Here is a 15319-nt window from a genome sequence, read left to right on the forward strand (position 1 = left end):
GGGCTGCAGTCCGGCCGGGGATTTTTGCGAGCGGGGTCGCCCCGCTCAGCCCAGGGGGTGCGCCGCCAGCAGGTCGCCCAGGGTCTCCTCGTGTGCCGCCGCGGGGCCGAGTGACAGCTCCAGGTGCTTGGCCCAGGCGTGGTACCGGTGCAGGGGGTAGTCGGTGTCGGCGCCGAAGCCGCCGTGCAGATGCTGCGACGTCTGCACCACCCGCCGTACGCCCTCCGCAGCCCAGATCTTCGCCACCGCCACGTCGCCGGCCGCCGGCAGCGCTCCCGCCGTGCCGGACGTGATCCTCCATGCGGCCTGCCAGAGTGTGGCCTCCATGGCCCGCAGGTCCATGTACCGGTCGGCGGCCTGCATCGCGACCGCCTGGAAGGTGGCGATGGGGTGGCCGAACTGTTCCCGCTTGCCGGCGTACTCGCTTGTCATCCTGAGCGTGGCCTCGGCGAGGCCGAGTGCCAGCGCGCACGTCCCGGTGGTGAGCAGCAGGCGCAGCCACTCCCAGGCTCCCTCGGTGTCGAGTACATACCGCTCGGCGATCCGTGCCGATTCCAGCCGCAGCTCGGCGAGCCGCTCCCCGGTCGTGGAGAGCTGCTCGGCGAGAACGGCGCCCTCGTGCGTACGCGGCACCAGGGCGAGGACGGCGCGGCCGGCGTCGTCGTGTGTCCCTTCCAGCACCCAGGTGTCGCCCTCCTGCTGTGCCGCCACTGCGAGTTCGGCGGGGTCGTGCCCGGTCCGGCCGTGTGCGGCGACCGTGAGGACCGTCTTGCCCCGGCCGGTCCGCGTGAGCAGTTCCTCCTTCAACTCGGCGCTGCCGTAGGTCTGTACGGCGACCGCTGCCGTCGTGTTCGCCAGTAGCGGCACTCGCGCGAGCACCTTGGCCGATTCCCGCAGCACCAGGCAGAGGGCGATCGTGTCGAGACCCGCGCCGCCGTACTTCCCGTCCAGCAGCAGGCTGAGCGGTCCGCGTCGGCGAGCCGCGCCCACAGCGCCCGGTCGAAGTCGTGGGCGACAGCGCCGGCGGTCAGTGCGGGGCTGGGCACTCCGTCCGGCGCGACCCCGGCGAACACGGCCCTCGCCGCCTCGACTGCCGCCTGCTGCTCCTCGCTGAAGGTGAAGTCCACGGCCTGTCCTCCTGGCGGTCCGCTGAACTGACGGTCCGTCAAGATAGAACAGGTTCCAGACGAAGGGAACGGTCCGCGGACAGGTCCTTCCCGGAAACACCGTGCAGCGGCTCCGGGGGGAGCGCTCACCGGTCGAAGTCCAGCTCCACCGTCTCCGTGACCGGATGCGACTGGCACGCCAGCACATATCCGGCCTCCGTCTCCTCCGGCTCGAGCGCGAAGTTGCGGTCCATCCGTACCTCTCCCGAGACCAGGAACGCCCGGCAGGTCCCGCACACCCCGCCCTTGCAGGCGTAGGGCGCATCAGGACGGTTGCGCAGCACCGTCTCCAGCAGGGACTCGCCGTCGTGGACCGGCCAGGTGCCGCCGCGTCCGTCGAGCCGCGCGGTCACCCTGCTGTGCGCGGGGGCGGGAGCGGATGGCGTTGCCACGGCTCCGTCGTCCACATGGAAGATCTCCTCGTGGATCCGCGCCCGCGGCACTCCCAGGCCGCGCAGCGCCCGCTCCGCCGACTGCACCAGGCCGAACGGTCCGCACAGGAACCAGCCGGCGACCTCCTCCACCGGCAGCAGCGCCGGCACCAGCCGGGCCAGCCGGTCCTGATCGAGCCGCCCGGAGGGCAGTCCCGCCTGCTGTTCCTCCCGGGAGAGCACCGTGACCAGCTGGAACCGCTCGGGGTAGCGGTCCTTGAGGTCGGCGACCTCCTCCAGGAACATCGTCGAGGCCGTCGTGCGGTCGCTGCGTATGAGGCAGAACCGCGCGGTGGGCTCCCGCTCCAGGAGTGTCGTCACGATCGACAGTACGGGGGTGATGCCGCTGCCGCCCACCACGGCCGCGTACAGCCCGGGTGCCGGCTCGAGTGTGAACCGTCCCGCCGGTGTCATCACCTCCAGCTCGTCCCCCTCGGCGATCTCCTTGAGCGCGTAGGTGGAGAAGGCTCCGCCCTCGACCAGCCGCACCCCGACCCGCAGCGTGTGCGGACCTTCTTCGTCCGGTGCCGGAGCGGGAGAGCAGATCGAGTACGTACGCCGTATCTCCCTGCCGTCGGCGGTGCGGCGCAGCGCGAGGTGCTGACCGGGCGTGTGCCGGTATTCCTCGCGCAGTGCGGGTGGCACGGCGAGGGTCAGGGCCACGGAGTCGTCTGTGAGCGGCTCCACCGAGGCCACCGGGAGCAGGTGGAACCGGGCCATCACAACTCCTTGAAGTGGTCGAACGGCTCACGGCAGGCGAGGCAGCGGCGCAGCGCCTTGCACGCGGTGGATGAGAAACGGCTGAGCAGTTCGGTCTCGGCGGACCCGCAGGACGGGCAGCGCACGGGGGCGTCCGCCTCGGCGGAGTCGGTCACTGCACGGGTCGGGCCCAGCTCCACGGGCACCGGGCCCGATGTGTGCCGTCCGCGGACGCGAGGGGGCGCTATCCCGAACTCCTGCAGTTTGCGGCGGCCCTCATCGGAGATGTCGTCCGTCGACCAGGCGGGGCTGAGGACCGTGCGTACGACGACCTTCCGTACGCCGTGCTCGCGCAGCACCCGCTCTATGTCCACGGACATCGTTTCGAGCGCGGGGCATCCTGTGTACGTCGGGGTCAGCTCGACCTCCACCGCGTCCGTGCCGCGCACACGGACGGACCGCAGAACGCCCAGCTCCTCCAGGGTGAGCACGGGCAGTTCCGGGTCGGGGACGGAGCCGGCGAGCCGGCGCAGTTCCTCCTCGAGGGCTGTGGCCGTCACCATGACGCCCCCGGGTGACTGCGGTGCAGATGCTGCATCTCGGCGAGCATCCGTCCGAACGGTTCGGTGTGCAGGCCCTGCCGTCCCGCGCCCGCGGTCCACGCCCCGGTACGCGGCCCCTGGGGGACTTCGAGGGTGGCCCGGCGCAGGATGTCGCCGACCGAGTCCAGCCAGGCCTGCTCGATGCCGGTCCAGTCGGCGTCCACGCCCTCCACCGGCTGGAACATCTCTCCCGTGTACCGCCACAGTGCCTCGCACGCGCGACGCATCCGTTCATGGCTGATGTCGGTGCCGTCGCCGAGCCGCAACGTCCACTGTTCGGCGTGGTCCTGGTGGTAGGTGACCTCCTTGACCGCCTTGGCGGCGAGGCCCCCGAACTCGCTGTCCCCGGTGGCGAGTTCGCTGTACAGGAGCCGCTGGTAGGTCGAGAAGTACAGCTGGCGGGCGATGGTGTGCGCGAAGTCGCCGTTCGGCTGTTCCACCAGCTGCAGGTTGCGGAAGGCGCGCTCCTCGCGCAGGTAGGCCAGCTCGTCCTCGTCGCCCACCATGGACAGCAGCACCCTGGCCTGGCCCAGCAGGTCGAGGGCGATGTTGGCCAGGGCGACCTCCTCCTCCAGTACCGGCGCGTGGCCCGCCCACTCCCCCAGGCGGTGCGAGAGCACCAGGGCGTCGTCGCCGAGTGCCAGGGCGGCGGCCGTGTGCACGGTGACGGTCACAGGTGCTTCACCCCTTCCGGGATCTCGTAGAACGTCGGGTGCCGGTACGGCTTGTCGGCAGCCGGTTCGAAGAACGGGTCCTTCTCGTCCGGTGAGGATGCGGTGATCGCGGCGGAGGGCACGACCCAGATCGAGACGCCCTCGCCGCGCCGGGTGTACAGGTCGCGGGCGTTGCGCAGGGCCAGTTCGGCGTCCGGGGCGTGCAGGCTGCCGGCGTGGGTGTGCGAAAGCCCGCGGCGTGAGCGCACGAAGACCTCCCACAGGGGCCAGTCGGTGTTCGTCATGCCTGCTGCGCTCCCGTCCCGCCGTTGTGCCTGGCCGCGTACGCCGCGGCTGCCTCTCGTACCCAGGCGCCTTCCTCGTGGGCCTGCCTGCGCTGGGTCAGCCGCTGCTCGTTGCAGGGGCCGTTGCCCTTGAGGACCTCCCAGAACTCCGTCCAGTCGATGGGGCCGAAGTCGTGGTGCCCCCGCTCCTCGTTCCACTTCAGGTCCGGGTCGGGGAGGGTCAGGCCCAGGGACTCCGCCTGGGGGACGCAGATGTCCACGAACCGCTGGCGCAGCTCGTCGTTCGAGTGCCGCTTGATCTTCCAGGCCATCGACTGCGCGGAGTGGGCGGACTCGTCGTCGGGTGGGCCGAACATCATCAGGGACGGCCACCACCAGCGGTTCACCGCGTCCTGCGCCATCGCGTGCTGTTCCGGTGTTCCTCCGCTCAGGGCCAGCAGAAGTTCGTAGCCCTGGCGCTGGTGGAAGGACTCCTCCTTGCAGATGCGGACCATCGCGCGCGCGTACGGCCCGTAGGAGCAGCGGCACAGGGGCACCTGGTTGGTGATCGCGGCGCCGTCCACCAGCCAGCCGATGGCGCCGACGTCCGCCCAGGTCAGCGTCGGGTAGTTGAAGATCGATGAATACTTCTGACGGCCGGTGTGCAGCTTGTCGAGCAGTTCGTCGCGGCTGGTGCCGAGCGTCTCCGCCGCGCCGTACAGATACAGTCCGTGGCCCGCCTCGTCCTGGACCTTGGCCATCAGGATCGCCTTGCGGCGCAGCGAGGGGGCGCGTGTGATCCAGTTGGCCTCCGGCTGCATGCCGATGATCTCGGAGTGCGCGTGCTGGGCGATCTGCCGGACGAGGGTGGCGCGGTAGGCGTCGGGCATCCAGTCGCGAGGCTCGATGCGCTCGTCGGCGGCCACGGCGGCGTCGAACACGGCCTCGTACTCCGTCGCGTCCGCCGTTGTGCCGTCCGCGCGGGCCGGCCGGTGCGCTGCTGCTGTCGCCATGCGGTCCCCCTGACCACTCGCCTGCTCCCGACCGATCGTTCGGTCCGGTCGATTCAATGGTGGGGCGGGGCGCCGTAGGGTGTCAACCGCTGTGGACGACCCGTGGCGACCGTCCGGCCGCTGTGCCGATTGGGCTGTGCGGGACCGGCGGGGCTGAGTACCGTTCGGGTGCGTGTGCCCGGCGTGCTGCGAACGGGTGAGGCGAGGCGGCGGTCCGCCGCCGAAAGGCAGGCGGTGGCCCGGTCGGCGGCACAGGGACGGCGCCACGGCAGGAGAGCTCGGGAGACGGGGCCTGATGGACGCGTACGACGAGGGACCGGACGCCCGGCGGGATCGGCCGGGCGACTGTGCCGATCCGGTGTCCGCCCTGCCCGAGGGCGCCGTGACGGACGTCACCGAGGAGCAGGAGGAACAGAGGGGCACTGTGGGTGCCTCTCCCGCCGAACCCGCCGCCTCGTCGGCATCCCCCTCCCTGGAATCCCCCTCCCCGGCCTCCGCGCCCCGCACCGGCATAGCCGCCCTTTCACTCCGCTACCAGGCCGCCGCCGCGCTGGCGCTCGCGGTCGTGGCGGTCGCGGCCTGTGTGCATCTGGGCATGGTGTTCCTGCACGTAGCGCCCCCGAACACACTCACGAAGAAGCACGGCAAGGCGATCGACGACTGGATCTACCCGGAGTTCGAACAGAACTGGAAGCTGTTCGCCCCCAACCCGCTGCAGCAGGACATCGACGTCCAGGTCCGCGCCGAGGTGCGCACCCGTAGCGGCGCAGAGCGCACAACCGGCTGGTACGACCTGTCGGCGCTCGACGGCGACGCCATCCACGGCAATCTGCTGCCGAGCCACACCCAGCAGAACGAACTGCGTCGCGCCTGGGACTTCTACGTCGCCTCGCACGACGGCGACAACCGCCCGGCGGGCCTGCGCGGCGCCCTCTCCGAGGACTATCTGCGCCGCGTGGTCGTGGTCCGCCTCGGCCGGGAGCACGCGGCAGGCCGCGGCGAGACCCTCGAGAGCGTCCAGGTCCGCTCCCGCACCACCAACGTGCCGCCACCCAAGTGGAGCGACGAACAGGTCTCAGGTACGCCCGTGTACCGCCGGCTGCCGTGGTGGTCGCTTCCGGACGGCGAGCGGACGGGGGCGAGCGCCCGATGAACCGTGTCGCCCTGTCCGTCTCGCGCGGAATCGCCCGAGTCGCCGACGCCGCCCTCGGCCCGTACCAGAGCGCGGTCGTGCGCATCGGCTTCGCGGCCACCTGGCTGCTGTTCCTGCTGCGGGAGTTCCCCCACCGCCAGGAGATGTACGGACCCGACGGCCCGTGGAGCTGGGACCTGGCCCGGCAGCTCATCGCGGACAACCACGCCTTCACGATCCTGATGTGGTCCGGCAGCCAGGTCTGGTTCGAGGCCGTGTACGCCCTCGCCGTGCTGTCGAGCGCCCTCTTCCTCGTGGGATGGCGCACCCGCACGATGTCCGTGCTCTTCATGGTGGGCGTGCTGTCGCTGCAGAACCGCAGCGTGTTCATGGGCGACGGCGGTGACAACGTCATCCATCTGATGGCCGTCTACCTGGTCTTCACGCGCTGCGGGCAGGTCTGGTCGCTGGACGCGCGACGCGAACGGCGCGCCCGTGCGGCACGCGCGCGTGGGGAGCGGCCCCGGCCCGACCGGGCGGGGCCCGTGCTGTGGGGCGTTCTCGGCCTCGTGCTGGCCCTGGCGACGGGCGCGGGCCGGCTCGGCGCCGGCTGGCTCGCCGTGTACTGGGGGCTGTGGGCCGTACAGGTCCTGTGGTGGTACGTCGTCCGGCGCGCCCCGGACGGCGAGCCCCGCATCCTGCTGGACGTCGTCGCCAACCTCGTGCACAACGCCGCCCTGCTCGTGATCATGGCTGAGGCGTGTCTGATCTACTCGACCGCCGGCTGGTACAAGATCCAGGGCTCGCGCTGGCAGGACGGCACCGCCGTCTACTATCCGCTGCACCTGGACTCCTTCTCGCCGTGGCCCGCCCTGTCCGACCTGCTGTCCGCGCAGGGCACGATCGTGCTGCTGGTGACGTACGGGACGGTCGCCGCGCAGGTCGCGTTCCCCTTCACCCTCTTCAACCGGCGTGTGAAGAACGTCCTGCTGGCGTGCATGATGACCGAGCACGCGGTGATCGCCGTGGTCCTCGGGCTGCCGTTCTTCTCCCTGGCGATGATCGCCGCCGACGCCGTGTTCCTGCCGACGTCCTTCCTGCGCCGACTGGGCGGCTGGGCGTCACGCGCGCGTGGCCGCCTGGCCGCGGGCCGTGTCGCCCGGGCGCTGCCCCGTCCGCGCCCGCACCGGCGGCCCGCTGAGGAGCCGACCGAGCCCGCCCAGGCAGGCTCGCCCGGCCTGAGCCGCACGTAGGCTGCACAGCATGACCGACCCGTCCCGCGGCGCCACCGACCCGCTGACCACCTGGCGCAGGCTCTCCGGCTCCTGCGTGCTGCTCGACGGTTTCCACGCGCTCAAGCACGCGGTCCGCTTCCACGCGCGGGTGCCGGTCGCCGTCACCACCGACCGGGGTGCGGCACTCACCCTGGCCGAGGAACTCGCCCCCGACGTACGGGACACCCTGCAGGCGCTTTTGACGGAGGTCCCCGAGGCCGCGTACCAGACCCTCGTGCCGCGCCCGCACCCCACCGGGGTCGCGGCCCTCGCCGAGCGCCCCTCGCGCGAGGCCAATCTGGAGACGCTCCGGCGCACGCCCCGCACCGCGCCCGTCGTCGTCCTCGACAACCCCCGCAACCTGGGCAACGCCGGTGCCGTGATCCGGCTCGCGGCCGGTTTCGGCGCGACCGGGGTCGTCACGACCGGCACGCTCGACCCCTGGCACCCCACGGTGGTCCGCGGCGGTGCGGGGCTGCACTTCGCGACCGCCGTGGAGCGGCTGACCGTGGCCGAGCTGCCGCCCGGCCCGGTCTTCGCGCTGGACCCGGAGGGCGACGACATCCGCGGGCTGAAACTCCCCGACGACGCCGTGCTCGCGTTCGGCTCCGAGCGCACCGGCCTCTCCGCGGAGCTGCGCGCCCGTACCGACCACCTGGTGTCCCTGCCGATGCGCCCCCAGGTCTCCAGCTACAACCTCGCGACCAGCGTCGCCATGACGCTGTACCACTGGAGTGCGGCCGGGGGCGCATCCGCCTGAGCCGGTGCTACGCCTCCCGGCGCACCTCCACCACCCGGAAGCGGTTCGCCACGAACGCCCCGTCGCACAGGGCCGCGTTGGCCGCCGGGTTGCCGCCCGAGCCGTGGAAGTCGGAGAAGGCAGCCGTCTGGTTGACGTACACCCCGCCGGTCAGGTTGAGCGAGAGCTGGGCGGACTCCTCCAGGCAGACCTCCTCGACGGCCTGCTCGACCTCCTGCGAGGTGGTGTACGCGCCTACGGTCATGGCGCCCTTGTCCCTGATCGTGCGTCGCAGCAGCTCCACAGCGTCCGTCGCCGAGTCCACCGCGACGGCGAAGGCGACCGGGCCGAAGCACTCGCTCATGTACGCGGCCTCCGCGTCCGGCTTGGCGCCGTCGAGTTTGACGATGACCGGTGTGCGGACGACGGCCTTCGGGAACTCCGGGTTGGAGATCTCCCGTGAGGCCAGGGCGACCTCGCCCAGCCCGGCCGCCGCCTCCAGGCGTGCCTTGACGTCCGGGTTCACGATCGCGCCGAGCAGCGCGTTCGCCCGCGCGTCGTCACCCAGCAGGCCGTCGACCGCCTTCGCCAGGTCGGCGACCACCTCGTCGTACGACTTCGGGCCGTCTTCGGTGGTGATGCCGTCGCGGGGAATCAGCAGGTTCTGCGGCGTGGTGCACATCTGGCCGCTGTAGAGCGACAAGGAGAACGCCAGGTTGGACAGCATCCCCTTGTAGTTGTCGGTCGACTCCACGATCACCGAGTTGACGCCGGCCTTCTCCGTGTAGACCTGGGCCTGGCGGGCGTTGGCCTCCAGCCAGTCGCCGAACGCCGTGGAGCCCGTGTAGTCGATGATCCGGATCTCCGGGCGGACGGCCAGCGTCTTGGCGATGCCTTCGCCGGGGCGCTCGGCGGCCAGCGCGACCAGGTTCGGGTCGAAGCCGGCCTCGGCGAGCACCTGGCGGGCCACCTGCACCGTGAGCGCGAGCGGCAGCACCGCGCGGGGGTGCGGCTTGACCAGCACCGCGTTGCCGGTGGCGAGGGATGCGAACAGGCCCGGGTAGCCGTTCCACGTCGGGAAGGTGTTGCAGCCGATGACCAGCGCGATACCGCGCGGCACGGCCGTGAAGGTCTTGGTCAGCGCCAGCGGGTCGCGCTTGCCCTGGGGCTTGGTCCACTCGGCGGTGCCGGGGGTGCGGGCCTGCTCCACGTACGCGTAGGCCACCGCTTCCAGGGCGCGGTCCTGTGCGTGCGGGCCGCCCGCCTGGAACGCCATCATGAAGGCCTGGCCGCTCGTGTGCATGACCGCGTGCGCGAACTCGTGCGTCCGGTCGCTGATGCGCTTGAGGATCTCCAGGCACACCATCGCGCGCATCTCCGCGCCCGCGTCGCGCCACGCCCTCTGACCCGCGCGCATGGCGGGCAGCAGTACGTCGATGTCGGCGTGCGGATAGGTAATGCCCAGCTCGATGCCGTACGGGGAGACCTCGCCGCCCGTGAAGTCGTCCGTGCCGGGCTGGTCGAGGTCGAGGCGGGAGCCGAGGAGCGCCTCGAAGGCGGCCTTGCCCGCCGCCGCGTCCAGGCTGCCGTTCTCCCCGTAGGCCTTGGGGTGCTCGGGGTGGGGGGACCAGTACGCGCGTGTGCGGATCGCTTCCAGCGCCTGGTCGAGGGTGGGCCGGTGCTGGGCGATCAGCTGGTGCGCGGTGAGTTCGGCGGCCATGCGGGACCAACTCCTCGTCTTGAGAGCTCTCCCTTGAGCTCGTGACCTGGGCAGGAACAGCCGGACAGGGTTAGAGTAACCGAACGATCGGTCGGGACAAGGGTGTCCGGAGTATCTGTGGACAAGGGGGTCCGCCGCATGCGTGGACAACCCCGTGCGGGAGGATCGCGCACATGACAGCACTCGACCTCAGCAGTCCCGTGGCCGTCGTGGGCACCGGCACCATGGGCCAGGGCATAGCCCAGGTCGCGCTGGTCGCGGGCCACCCGGTGCGGCTGTACGACGCCGTCCCCGGCCGCGCCCGTCAGGCGGCCGCGGCGATCGGCGCGCGCCTCGACCGGCTCGTCGAGAAGGACCGGCTCACCGGCGCGGAGCGCGACGCGGCACGCGCTCGCCTGCTGCCCGCCGGGAGTCTGGCCGAGCTCGCGGACTGCGCGCTCGTGGTGGAGGCGGTCCTGGAACGCCTCGAGGTGAAACAGCAGCTGTTCCGGGAGCTGGAGGACATCGTCGGCGAGGACTGCCTGCTCGCCACCAACACCTCCTCCCTGTCCGTGACCGCGATCGGCGGTGCCCTGCGGGGACCGGGCCGTTTCGTCGGACTGCACTTCTTCAACCCGGCGCCGCTGCTGCCGCTGGTCGAGGTCGTCTCCGGGTTCGCCACCGACGTGACGTCGGCCACGCGCGCGTACGAGACGGCCCGCGCCTGGGGCAAGACCCCCGTCGCCTGCGCGGACACCCCCGGCTTCATCGTCAACCGTATCGCGCGGCCCTTCTACGCCGAGGCGTTCGCGGTGTACGAGGCGCAGGCCGCCGACCCGGCCACCATCGACGCCGTGCTGCGCGAGTCGGGCGGTTTCCGGATGGGCGCCTTCGAGCTGACCGACCTGATCGGGCAGGACGTCAACGAATCCGTCACCCGCTCCGTGTGGGAGTCCTTCTTCCAGGACGTGCGCTTCACGCCCTCGCTCGCGCAGCGGCGTCTGGTCGAGTCGGGCCGGCTCGGCCGCAAGAGCGGACGCGGCTGGTACGACTACGCGGACGGCGCCGAGCGGCCCGAGCCGCACACGGCGGAGAAGGCGCAGGCACCCTCGTACGTGGTCGTCGAGGGCGATCTCGGCCCCGCCTCCGAGCTGCTCGCGCTGATCCGCGAAGCGGGTATCGAGGTCCGTGAGGAGGACGAGGACCATGGCACCCGCCTGGTCCTGCCGAGCGGCGGCCAGCTCGTTCTCGCCGACGGGCAGACCTCCGTGGAGTTCCGCGACGTCGTCTACTTCGACCTGGCGCTCGACTACCGCAGGGCGACCCGTATCGCCCTGTCCGCCTCCCGGGACACCTCCGCGCAGACCCTGACCGAGGCGACCGGGCTCTTCCAGGCGCTCGGCAAGGACGTCAGCGTCATCGGGGACGTGCCCGGCATGATCGTCGCCCGCACGGTGGCCCGCATCATCGACCTCGCGCACGACGCCGTCGCCAAGGGCGTGGCCACCGAGGAGGACGTCGACACCGCGATGCGCCTCGGCGTCAACTACCCCCTCGGCCCCTTCGAGTGGAGCCGCAGGCTCGGCCGAGGCTGGGCCTACGACGTCCTGGACGACCTGCACCTGCGCGACCCCTCCGGACGGTACGCGCCGTCCCTCGCGCTCTACCGCCACGCGTACGCCTCCGAGAAGCGGGAGGGCACCTCATGACCACTGCCAAGCGCGACACGTACACCCCGGAGAGCCTGCTCTCCGTCGCGGTGCAGGTCTTCAACGAGCGCGGCTACGACGGCACCTCCATGGAGCACCTGTCCAAGGCGGCGGGCATCTCCAAGTCGTCGATCTACCACCATGTCGCCGGCAAGGAGGAGCTGCTGCGCCGCGCCGTCAGCCGCGCTCTGGACGGTCTGTTCGGAATCCTCGACGAGGAGCACGCGCGCGAGGGGCGCCCCGTGGAGCGGCTGGAGCACGTCGTCAGACGCATGGTCGAGGTGCTCACCGCCGAACTGCCGTATGTGACGCTGCTGCTGCGGGTGCGCGGCAACACCGGCACGGAGCGGTGGGCGCTGGAGCGGCGCCGCGAGTTCGACCACCGGGTCGCCGAGCTGCTCAAGGCAGCCGCCACCGACGGCGACGTGCGCGGCGACGTGGAGGTGCGGCTGGCCACGCGGCTCGTCTTCGGGATGATCAACTCGATCGTGGAGTGGTACCGGCCCGACGGACGCGGCGTGGGCGAGCGGGAAGTGGCCGACGCGGTCGTGCGGCTGGCCTTCGGCGGGCTCCGCAAGGAGTCCTGAAGGGGCCTTGGGGCTTGAGAGCCGACCTGGTCCGAACGAAAAGACCCTAGCCCTCCGGCTCCACGTCTTCCTCCTCGAACACCAGCAGTGTGCGCGTGCTGAGCACTTCGGGGATCGCCTGGAGCCGGGTGAGGACCAGCTCGCGCAGCGCCCGGTTGTCCGGCGTGTGCACCAGCAGCAGGACGTCGAAATCGCCGCCCACCAGGGCGATGTGGGCGGCGCCGGGAAGCCTGCGCAGCTGTTCGTGGACGGTGCGCCAGGAGTTCTGGACGATTTTCAGGGTGATGTAGGCCGACGTGCCCTGACCGGCGCGCTCATGGTTCACGCGGGCCCCGAAGCCGCGGATCACCCCGTCCTCGATGAGCCGGTTGATCCGCGCGTAGGCGTTGGCGCGTGAGACGTGGACGCGCTCGGCGACCGCCCGTATGGAGGCACGGCCGTCCGCCTGGAGCAGTTGCAGGATGTCCCGGTCGATGGCGTCGAGGGGGCGCGGGGACGGCGGAACGGGGCTGTGCTCCGCGGGCTCGGCCATTTGTTCAGATGCCATGTACCCCCGCCTCTCTACCATGGACGTACTGCGTCCATCTCAGGGTGTGGAGAACCGTTTGTCCACAGCCTGGAGGGGCCTGTAGCCAAAATGTGCTGTCGACCGAACAATCGGTAGGTGAGGCGCATCACTCCCGTGGCGCGCCTGAAGCCGCTCCCACGAGGAGGTGCCGTCATGACGGTCATGGAGCAGCGGGGCGCCTACCGGCCGACCCCGCCGCCCGCCTGGCAGCCCCGTACCGATCCCGCACCGCTGCTGCCCGACGCGCGGCCGTACCGCGTTCTCGGCACCGAGGCCGCCGCCAAGGCGGACCCGGAGCTGCTGCGCCGGCTGTACGCCCAGCTGGTGCGCGGACGTCGGTACAACGCACAGGCGACGGCGCTGACCAAGCAGGGCCGCCTGGCCGTCTACCCCTCCAGCACCGGGCAGGAGGCCTGCCAGGTCGCCGCCGCGCTCGTCCTGGAGCAGCGCGACTGGCTCTTCCCCAGCTACCGCGACACGCTCGCGGCCGTCGCCCGCGGCGTCGACCCCGTCCAGGCACTGACCCTGCTGCGCGGCGACTGGCACACCGGCTACGACCCGTACGAGCACCGCGTGGCCCCCCTGTGCACCCCGCTCGCCACCCAGTTGCCGCACGCCGTGGGCCTCGCCCACGCCGCACGCCTCAAGGGCGACGACGTGGTGGCGCTCGCCCTGGTCGGCGACGGCGGCACCAGCGAGGGCGACTTCCACGAGGCACTGAACTTCGCGGCGGTCTGGCAGGCGCCGGTCGTCTTCCTCGTCCAGAACAACGGCTTCGCGATCTCCGTGCCACTCGCCAAACAGACCGCGGCGCCGTCCCTCGCCCACAAGGCCGTCGGCTACGGCATGCCGGGCCGCCTGGTCGACGGCAACGACGCCGCCGCGGTGCACGAGGTGCTCGCCGACGCCGTGGCGCACGCGCGCGCGGGCGGCGGCCCCACGCTCGTCGAGGCGGTGACGTACCGCCTGGACGCGCACACGAACGCCGACGACGCGACCCGCTACCGCGCCGACGCGGAGGTCGAGGCCTGGCGCGACCACGACCCGATCGTGCTGCTGGAGCGGGAGTTGACGGACCGCGGACTGCTCGACGAGGACGGGATGAGGGCCGCTCGCGAGGACGCCGAGGCCATGGCCGCCGATCTGCGCACGCGCATGAACCAGGACCCGGCGCTCGACCCGAGGGACCTCTTCGCCCACGTGTACGCCGAGCCGACCACCCAACTGACGGAGCAGCAGGCCCAGTTGCGGGCGGAGCTGGAGGCGGAGGCCGCGGGACCGGAAGGAGCCGGGCGATGACGACCGTGGCCCTCAAGCCGGCCACCATGGCCCAGGCCCTCACGCGCGCGCTCCGCGACGCCATGGCGGCGGATGCGTCCGTGCACGTCATGGGCGAGGACGTCGGCACACTCGGCGGTGTCTTCCGCGTCACCGACGGGCTCGCCAAGGAGTTCGGCGACGACCGCTGCACGGACACGCCGCTCGCCGAGGCGGGCATCCTCGGCACGGCCGTCGGCATGGCGATGTACGGCCTCAGGCCGGTCGTCGAGATGCAGTTCGACGCCTTCGCGTACCCCGCGTTCGAGCAACTGGTCAGTCATGTCGCGCGTATGCGCAACCGCACCCGTGGCGCGATGCCGCTGCCGATCACCGTCCGCGTCCCCTACGGGGGAGGCATCGGTGGTGTGGAGCACCACAGCGACTCCTCCGAGGCGTACTACATGGCGACTCCGGGCCTCCACGTCGTCACTCCCGCGACCGTCGCCGACGCCTACGGGCTGCTGCGGGCCGCGATCGCCTCGGACGACCCGGTCGTCTTTCTGGAGCCCAAGCGGCTGTACTGGTCCAAGGACACCTGGAACCCCGAGGAGCCGGAGGCCGTCGAGCCGATAGGCCGCGCGGTGGTGCGGCGCCCGGGCCGGAGTGCCACGCTGATCACGTACGGTCCGTCGTTGCCGGTGTGCCTGGAGGCGGCCGAGGCGGCGCGCGCCGAGGGCTGGGACCTCGAAGTCGTGGACCTGAGGTCCCTGGTGCCGTTCGACGACGAGACGGTGACCGCGTCCGTGCGCCGCACGGGCCGGGCTGTGGTGGTGCACGAGTCGAACGGGTTCGGCGGTCCCGGCGGGGAGATCGCCGCGCGCGTGACGGAGCGCTGCTTCCACTATCTGGAGGCGCCGGTGCTGCGGGTGGCCGGGTTCGACATCCCGTATCCGCCGCCGATGCTGGAGCGGCACCACCTGCCGGGGGTCGACCGGATCCTGGACGCGGTGGGGCGCCTGCAGTGGCAGGCGGGTAGCTGATGGCCCAGGTGCTGGAGTTCAGGCTGCCGGACCTCGGGGAGGGACTGACCGAGGCCGAGATCGTCCGCTGGCTGGTGCAGGTCGGGGACGTCGTCGCGGTGGACCAGCCGGTCGTCGAGGTGGAGACGGCCAAGGCGATGGTCGAGGTGCCCTGCCCCTACGGCGGTGTGGTCACGGCCCGCTATGGCGAGGAGGGCACGGAACTGCCGGTCGGAGCGCCGCTGTTGACGGTCGCCGTGGGCGCGCCGGCGGAATCCGCGGCGGAGTCGTCCGGGAACGTGCTGGTCGGATACGGCACGTCGGCGGCTCCGGCGCGCCGGCGCAGGGTACGGCCACCGCAGCCCGGCGTACAGCCCACGGACGGCGAACCGTCCGGAGCCGGTCGGACGGCCGAGGCCGCCGCCGAGCCCCCGGTGTCCGCGGCCCAGCCCCCCGCGTCGGCCTCTCCGCTGCGCACGCGGCG

15 protein-coding genes and 1 pseudogene are annotated in these 15319 nt (G+C 71.8%); 8 read left to right on the plus strand and 8 right to left on the minus strand.

What is annotated here, in order from left to right; genetic code table 11:
* Positions 1–45: 45 nt before the first annotated feature.
* The 6 genes and pseudogenes from C3488_RS01040 to paaA form a co-directional block, all read right to left on the minus strand.
* Positions 46–1127, minus strand: a pseudogene (locus C3488_RS01040) (acyl-CoA dehydrogenase family protein).
* A gap of 125 nt (positions 1128–1252) precedes the next feature.
* Positions 1253–2317 carry a 2Fe-2S iron-sulfur cluster-binding protein gene (locus C3488_RS01045; RefSeq protein WP_103837349.1) on the minus strand — a complete coding sequence of 355 codons (1065 nt, stop codon included), beginning with the start codon at positions 2315–2317 and terminating at the stop codon, positions 1253–1255.
* Entirely contained in the window at positions 2317–2859 is a 543-nt protein-coding gene (gene paaD, locus C3488_RS01050) for a 1,2-phenylacetyl-CoA epoxidase subunit PaaD (RefSeq protein ID WP_103837350.1), read from the minus strand. Before paaD ends, C3488_RS01045 begins: the two co-directional genes overlap by 1 nt.
* The gene (paaC, locus tag C3488_RS01055) at positions 2853–3572 is read right to left on the minus strand and encodes a 1,2-phenylacetyl-CoA epoxidase subunit PaaC (RefSeq protein ID WP_103837351.1); all 720 of its coding nucleotides are present in this window, start codon (positions 3570–3572) and stop codon (positions 2853–2855) included. The genes paaD and paaC overlap by 7 nt, the downstream gene beginning before the upstream one ends.
* Entirely contained in the window at positions 3569–3856 is a 288-nt protein-coding gene (gene paaB / locus C3488_RS01060) for a 1,2-phenylacetyl-CoA epoxidase subunit PaaB (protein ID WP_037614825.1), read from the minus strand. The genes paaC and paaB overlap by 4 nt, the downstream gene beginning before the upstream one ends.
* Positions 3853–4848, minus strand: a complete 996-nt coding sequence (gene paaA, locus C3488_RS01065; RefSeq protein WP_103837352.1) for a 1,2-phenylacetyl-CoA epoxidase subunit PaaA — start codon at positions 4846–4848, stop codon at positions 3853–3855. The genes paaB and paaA overlap by 4 nt, the downstream gene beginning before the upstream one ends.
* Positions 4849–5143: 295 nt before the next feature.
* Between paaA and C3488_RS01070 the strand changes: the two genes are divergently transcribed.
* The 3 genes from C3488_RS01070 to C3488_RS01080 are packed head-to-tail and all read left to right on the plus strand — an operon-like array spanning position 5144 to position 8014.
* Complete coding sequence (locus C3488_RS01070; protein WP_103837353.1) at positions 5144–6001, plus strand: DUF5819 family protein; 858 nt, start codon at positions 5144–5146, stop codon at positions 5999–6001.
* Positions 5998–7233 (plus strand): HTTM domain-containing protein, encoded by a 1236-nt coding sequence (locus C3488_RS01075; protein ID WP_103837386.1) that lies wholly within the window; start codon positions 5998–6000, stop codon positions 7231–7233. The genes C3488_RS01070 and C3488_RS01075 overlap by 4 nt, the downstream gene beginning before the upstream one ends.
* A 10-nt stretch (positions 7234–7243) precedes the next feature.
* Positions 7244–8014: an RNA methyltransferase gene (locus C3488_RS01080; RefSeq protein WP_103837354.1), complete on the plus strand. Its 771-nt coding sequence runs from the start codon at positions 7244–7246 to the stop codon at positions 8012–8014.
* A 7-nt stretch (positions 8015–8021) separates the two neighbouring features.
* Here the strand turns inward: C3488_RS01080 and paaN are convergent, their stop codons facing one another.
* The gene (gene paaN / locus C3488_RS01085) at positions 8022–9713 is read right to left on the minus strand and encodes a phenylacetic acid degradation protein PaaN (RefSeq protein WP_103837355.1); all 1692 of its coding nucleotides are present in this window, start codon (positions 9711–9713) and stop codon (positions 8022–8024) included.
* Between the two features lie 173 nt (positions 9714–9886).
* Here paaN and C3488_RS01090 point away from each other — a divergent pair, with 173 nt between their 5' ends.
* Positions 9887–11401 carry a 3-hydroxyacyl-CoA dehydrogenase gene (locus C3488_RS01090; RefSeq protein ID WP_103837356.1) on the plus strand — a complete coding sequence of 505 codons (1515 nt, stop codon included), beginning with the start codon at positions 9887–9889 and terminating at the stop codon, positions 11399–11401.
* On the plus strand, positions 11398–11988 hold the full coding sequence (locus tag C3488_RS01095; protein WP_103837357.1) for a TetR/AcrR family transcriptional regulator: 591 nt from the start codon (positions 11398–11400) through the stop codon (positions 11986–11988). Before C3488_RS01090 ends, C3488_RS01095 begins: the two co-directional genes overlap by 4 nt.
* Before the next feature lie 46 nt (positions 11989–12034).
* On the opposite strand, the gene C3488_RS01100 is transcribed toward C3488_RS01095, so the two are convergent.
* On the minus strand, positions 12035–12520 hold the full coding sequence (locus C3488_RS01100; RefSeq protein ID WP_103837358.1) for an Lrp/AsnC family transcriptional regulator: 486 nt from the start codon (positions 12518–12520) through the stop codon (positions 12035–12037).
* A gap of 189 nt (positions 12521–12709) precedes the next feature.
* Between C3488_RS01100 and pdhA the strand changes: the two genes are divergently transcribed.
* The 3 genes from pdhA to C3488_RS01115 form a co-directional block, all read left to right on the plus strand.
* Positions 12710–13855, plus strand: coding sequence for a pyruvate dehydrogenase (acetyl-transferring) E1 component subunit alpha (gene pdhA / locus C3488_RS01105; protein WP_103837359.1), 1146 nt, complete (start codon positions 12710–12712; stop codon positions 13853–13855).
* Complete coding sequence (locus C3488_RS01110; protein ID WP_103837360.1) at positions 13852–14856, plus strand: alpha-ketoacid dehydrogenase subunit beta; 1005 nt, start codon at positions 13852–13854, stop codon at positions 14854–14856. Before pdhA ends, C3488_RS01110 begins: the two co-directional genes overlap by 4 nt.
* On the plus strand, positions 14856–15319 hold a 464-nt coding region (locus C3488_RS01115), incomplete at its 3' end, for a biotin/lipoyl-containing protein (RefSeq protein WP_308460649.1). The genes C3488_RS01110 and C3488_RS01115, both read left to right, overlap by 1 nt.

This window comes from Streptomyces sp. Ru72 (genome assembly GCF_002920635.1).
Taxonomy (GTDB): domain Bacteria; phylum Actinomycetota; class Actinomycetes; order Streptomycetales; family Streptomycetaceae; genus Streptomyces.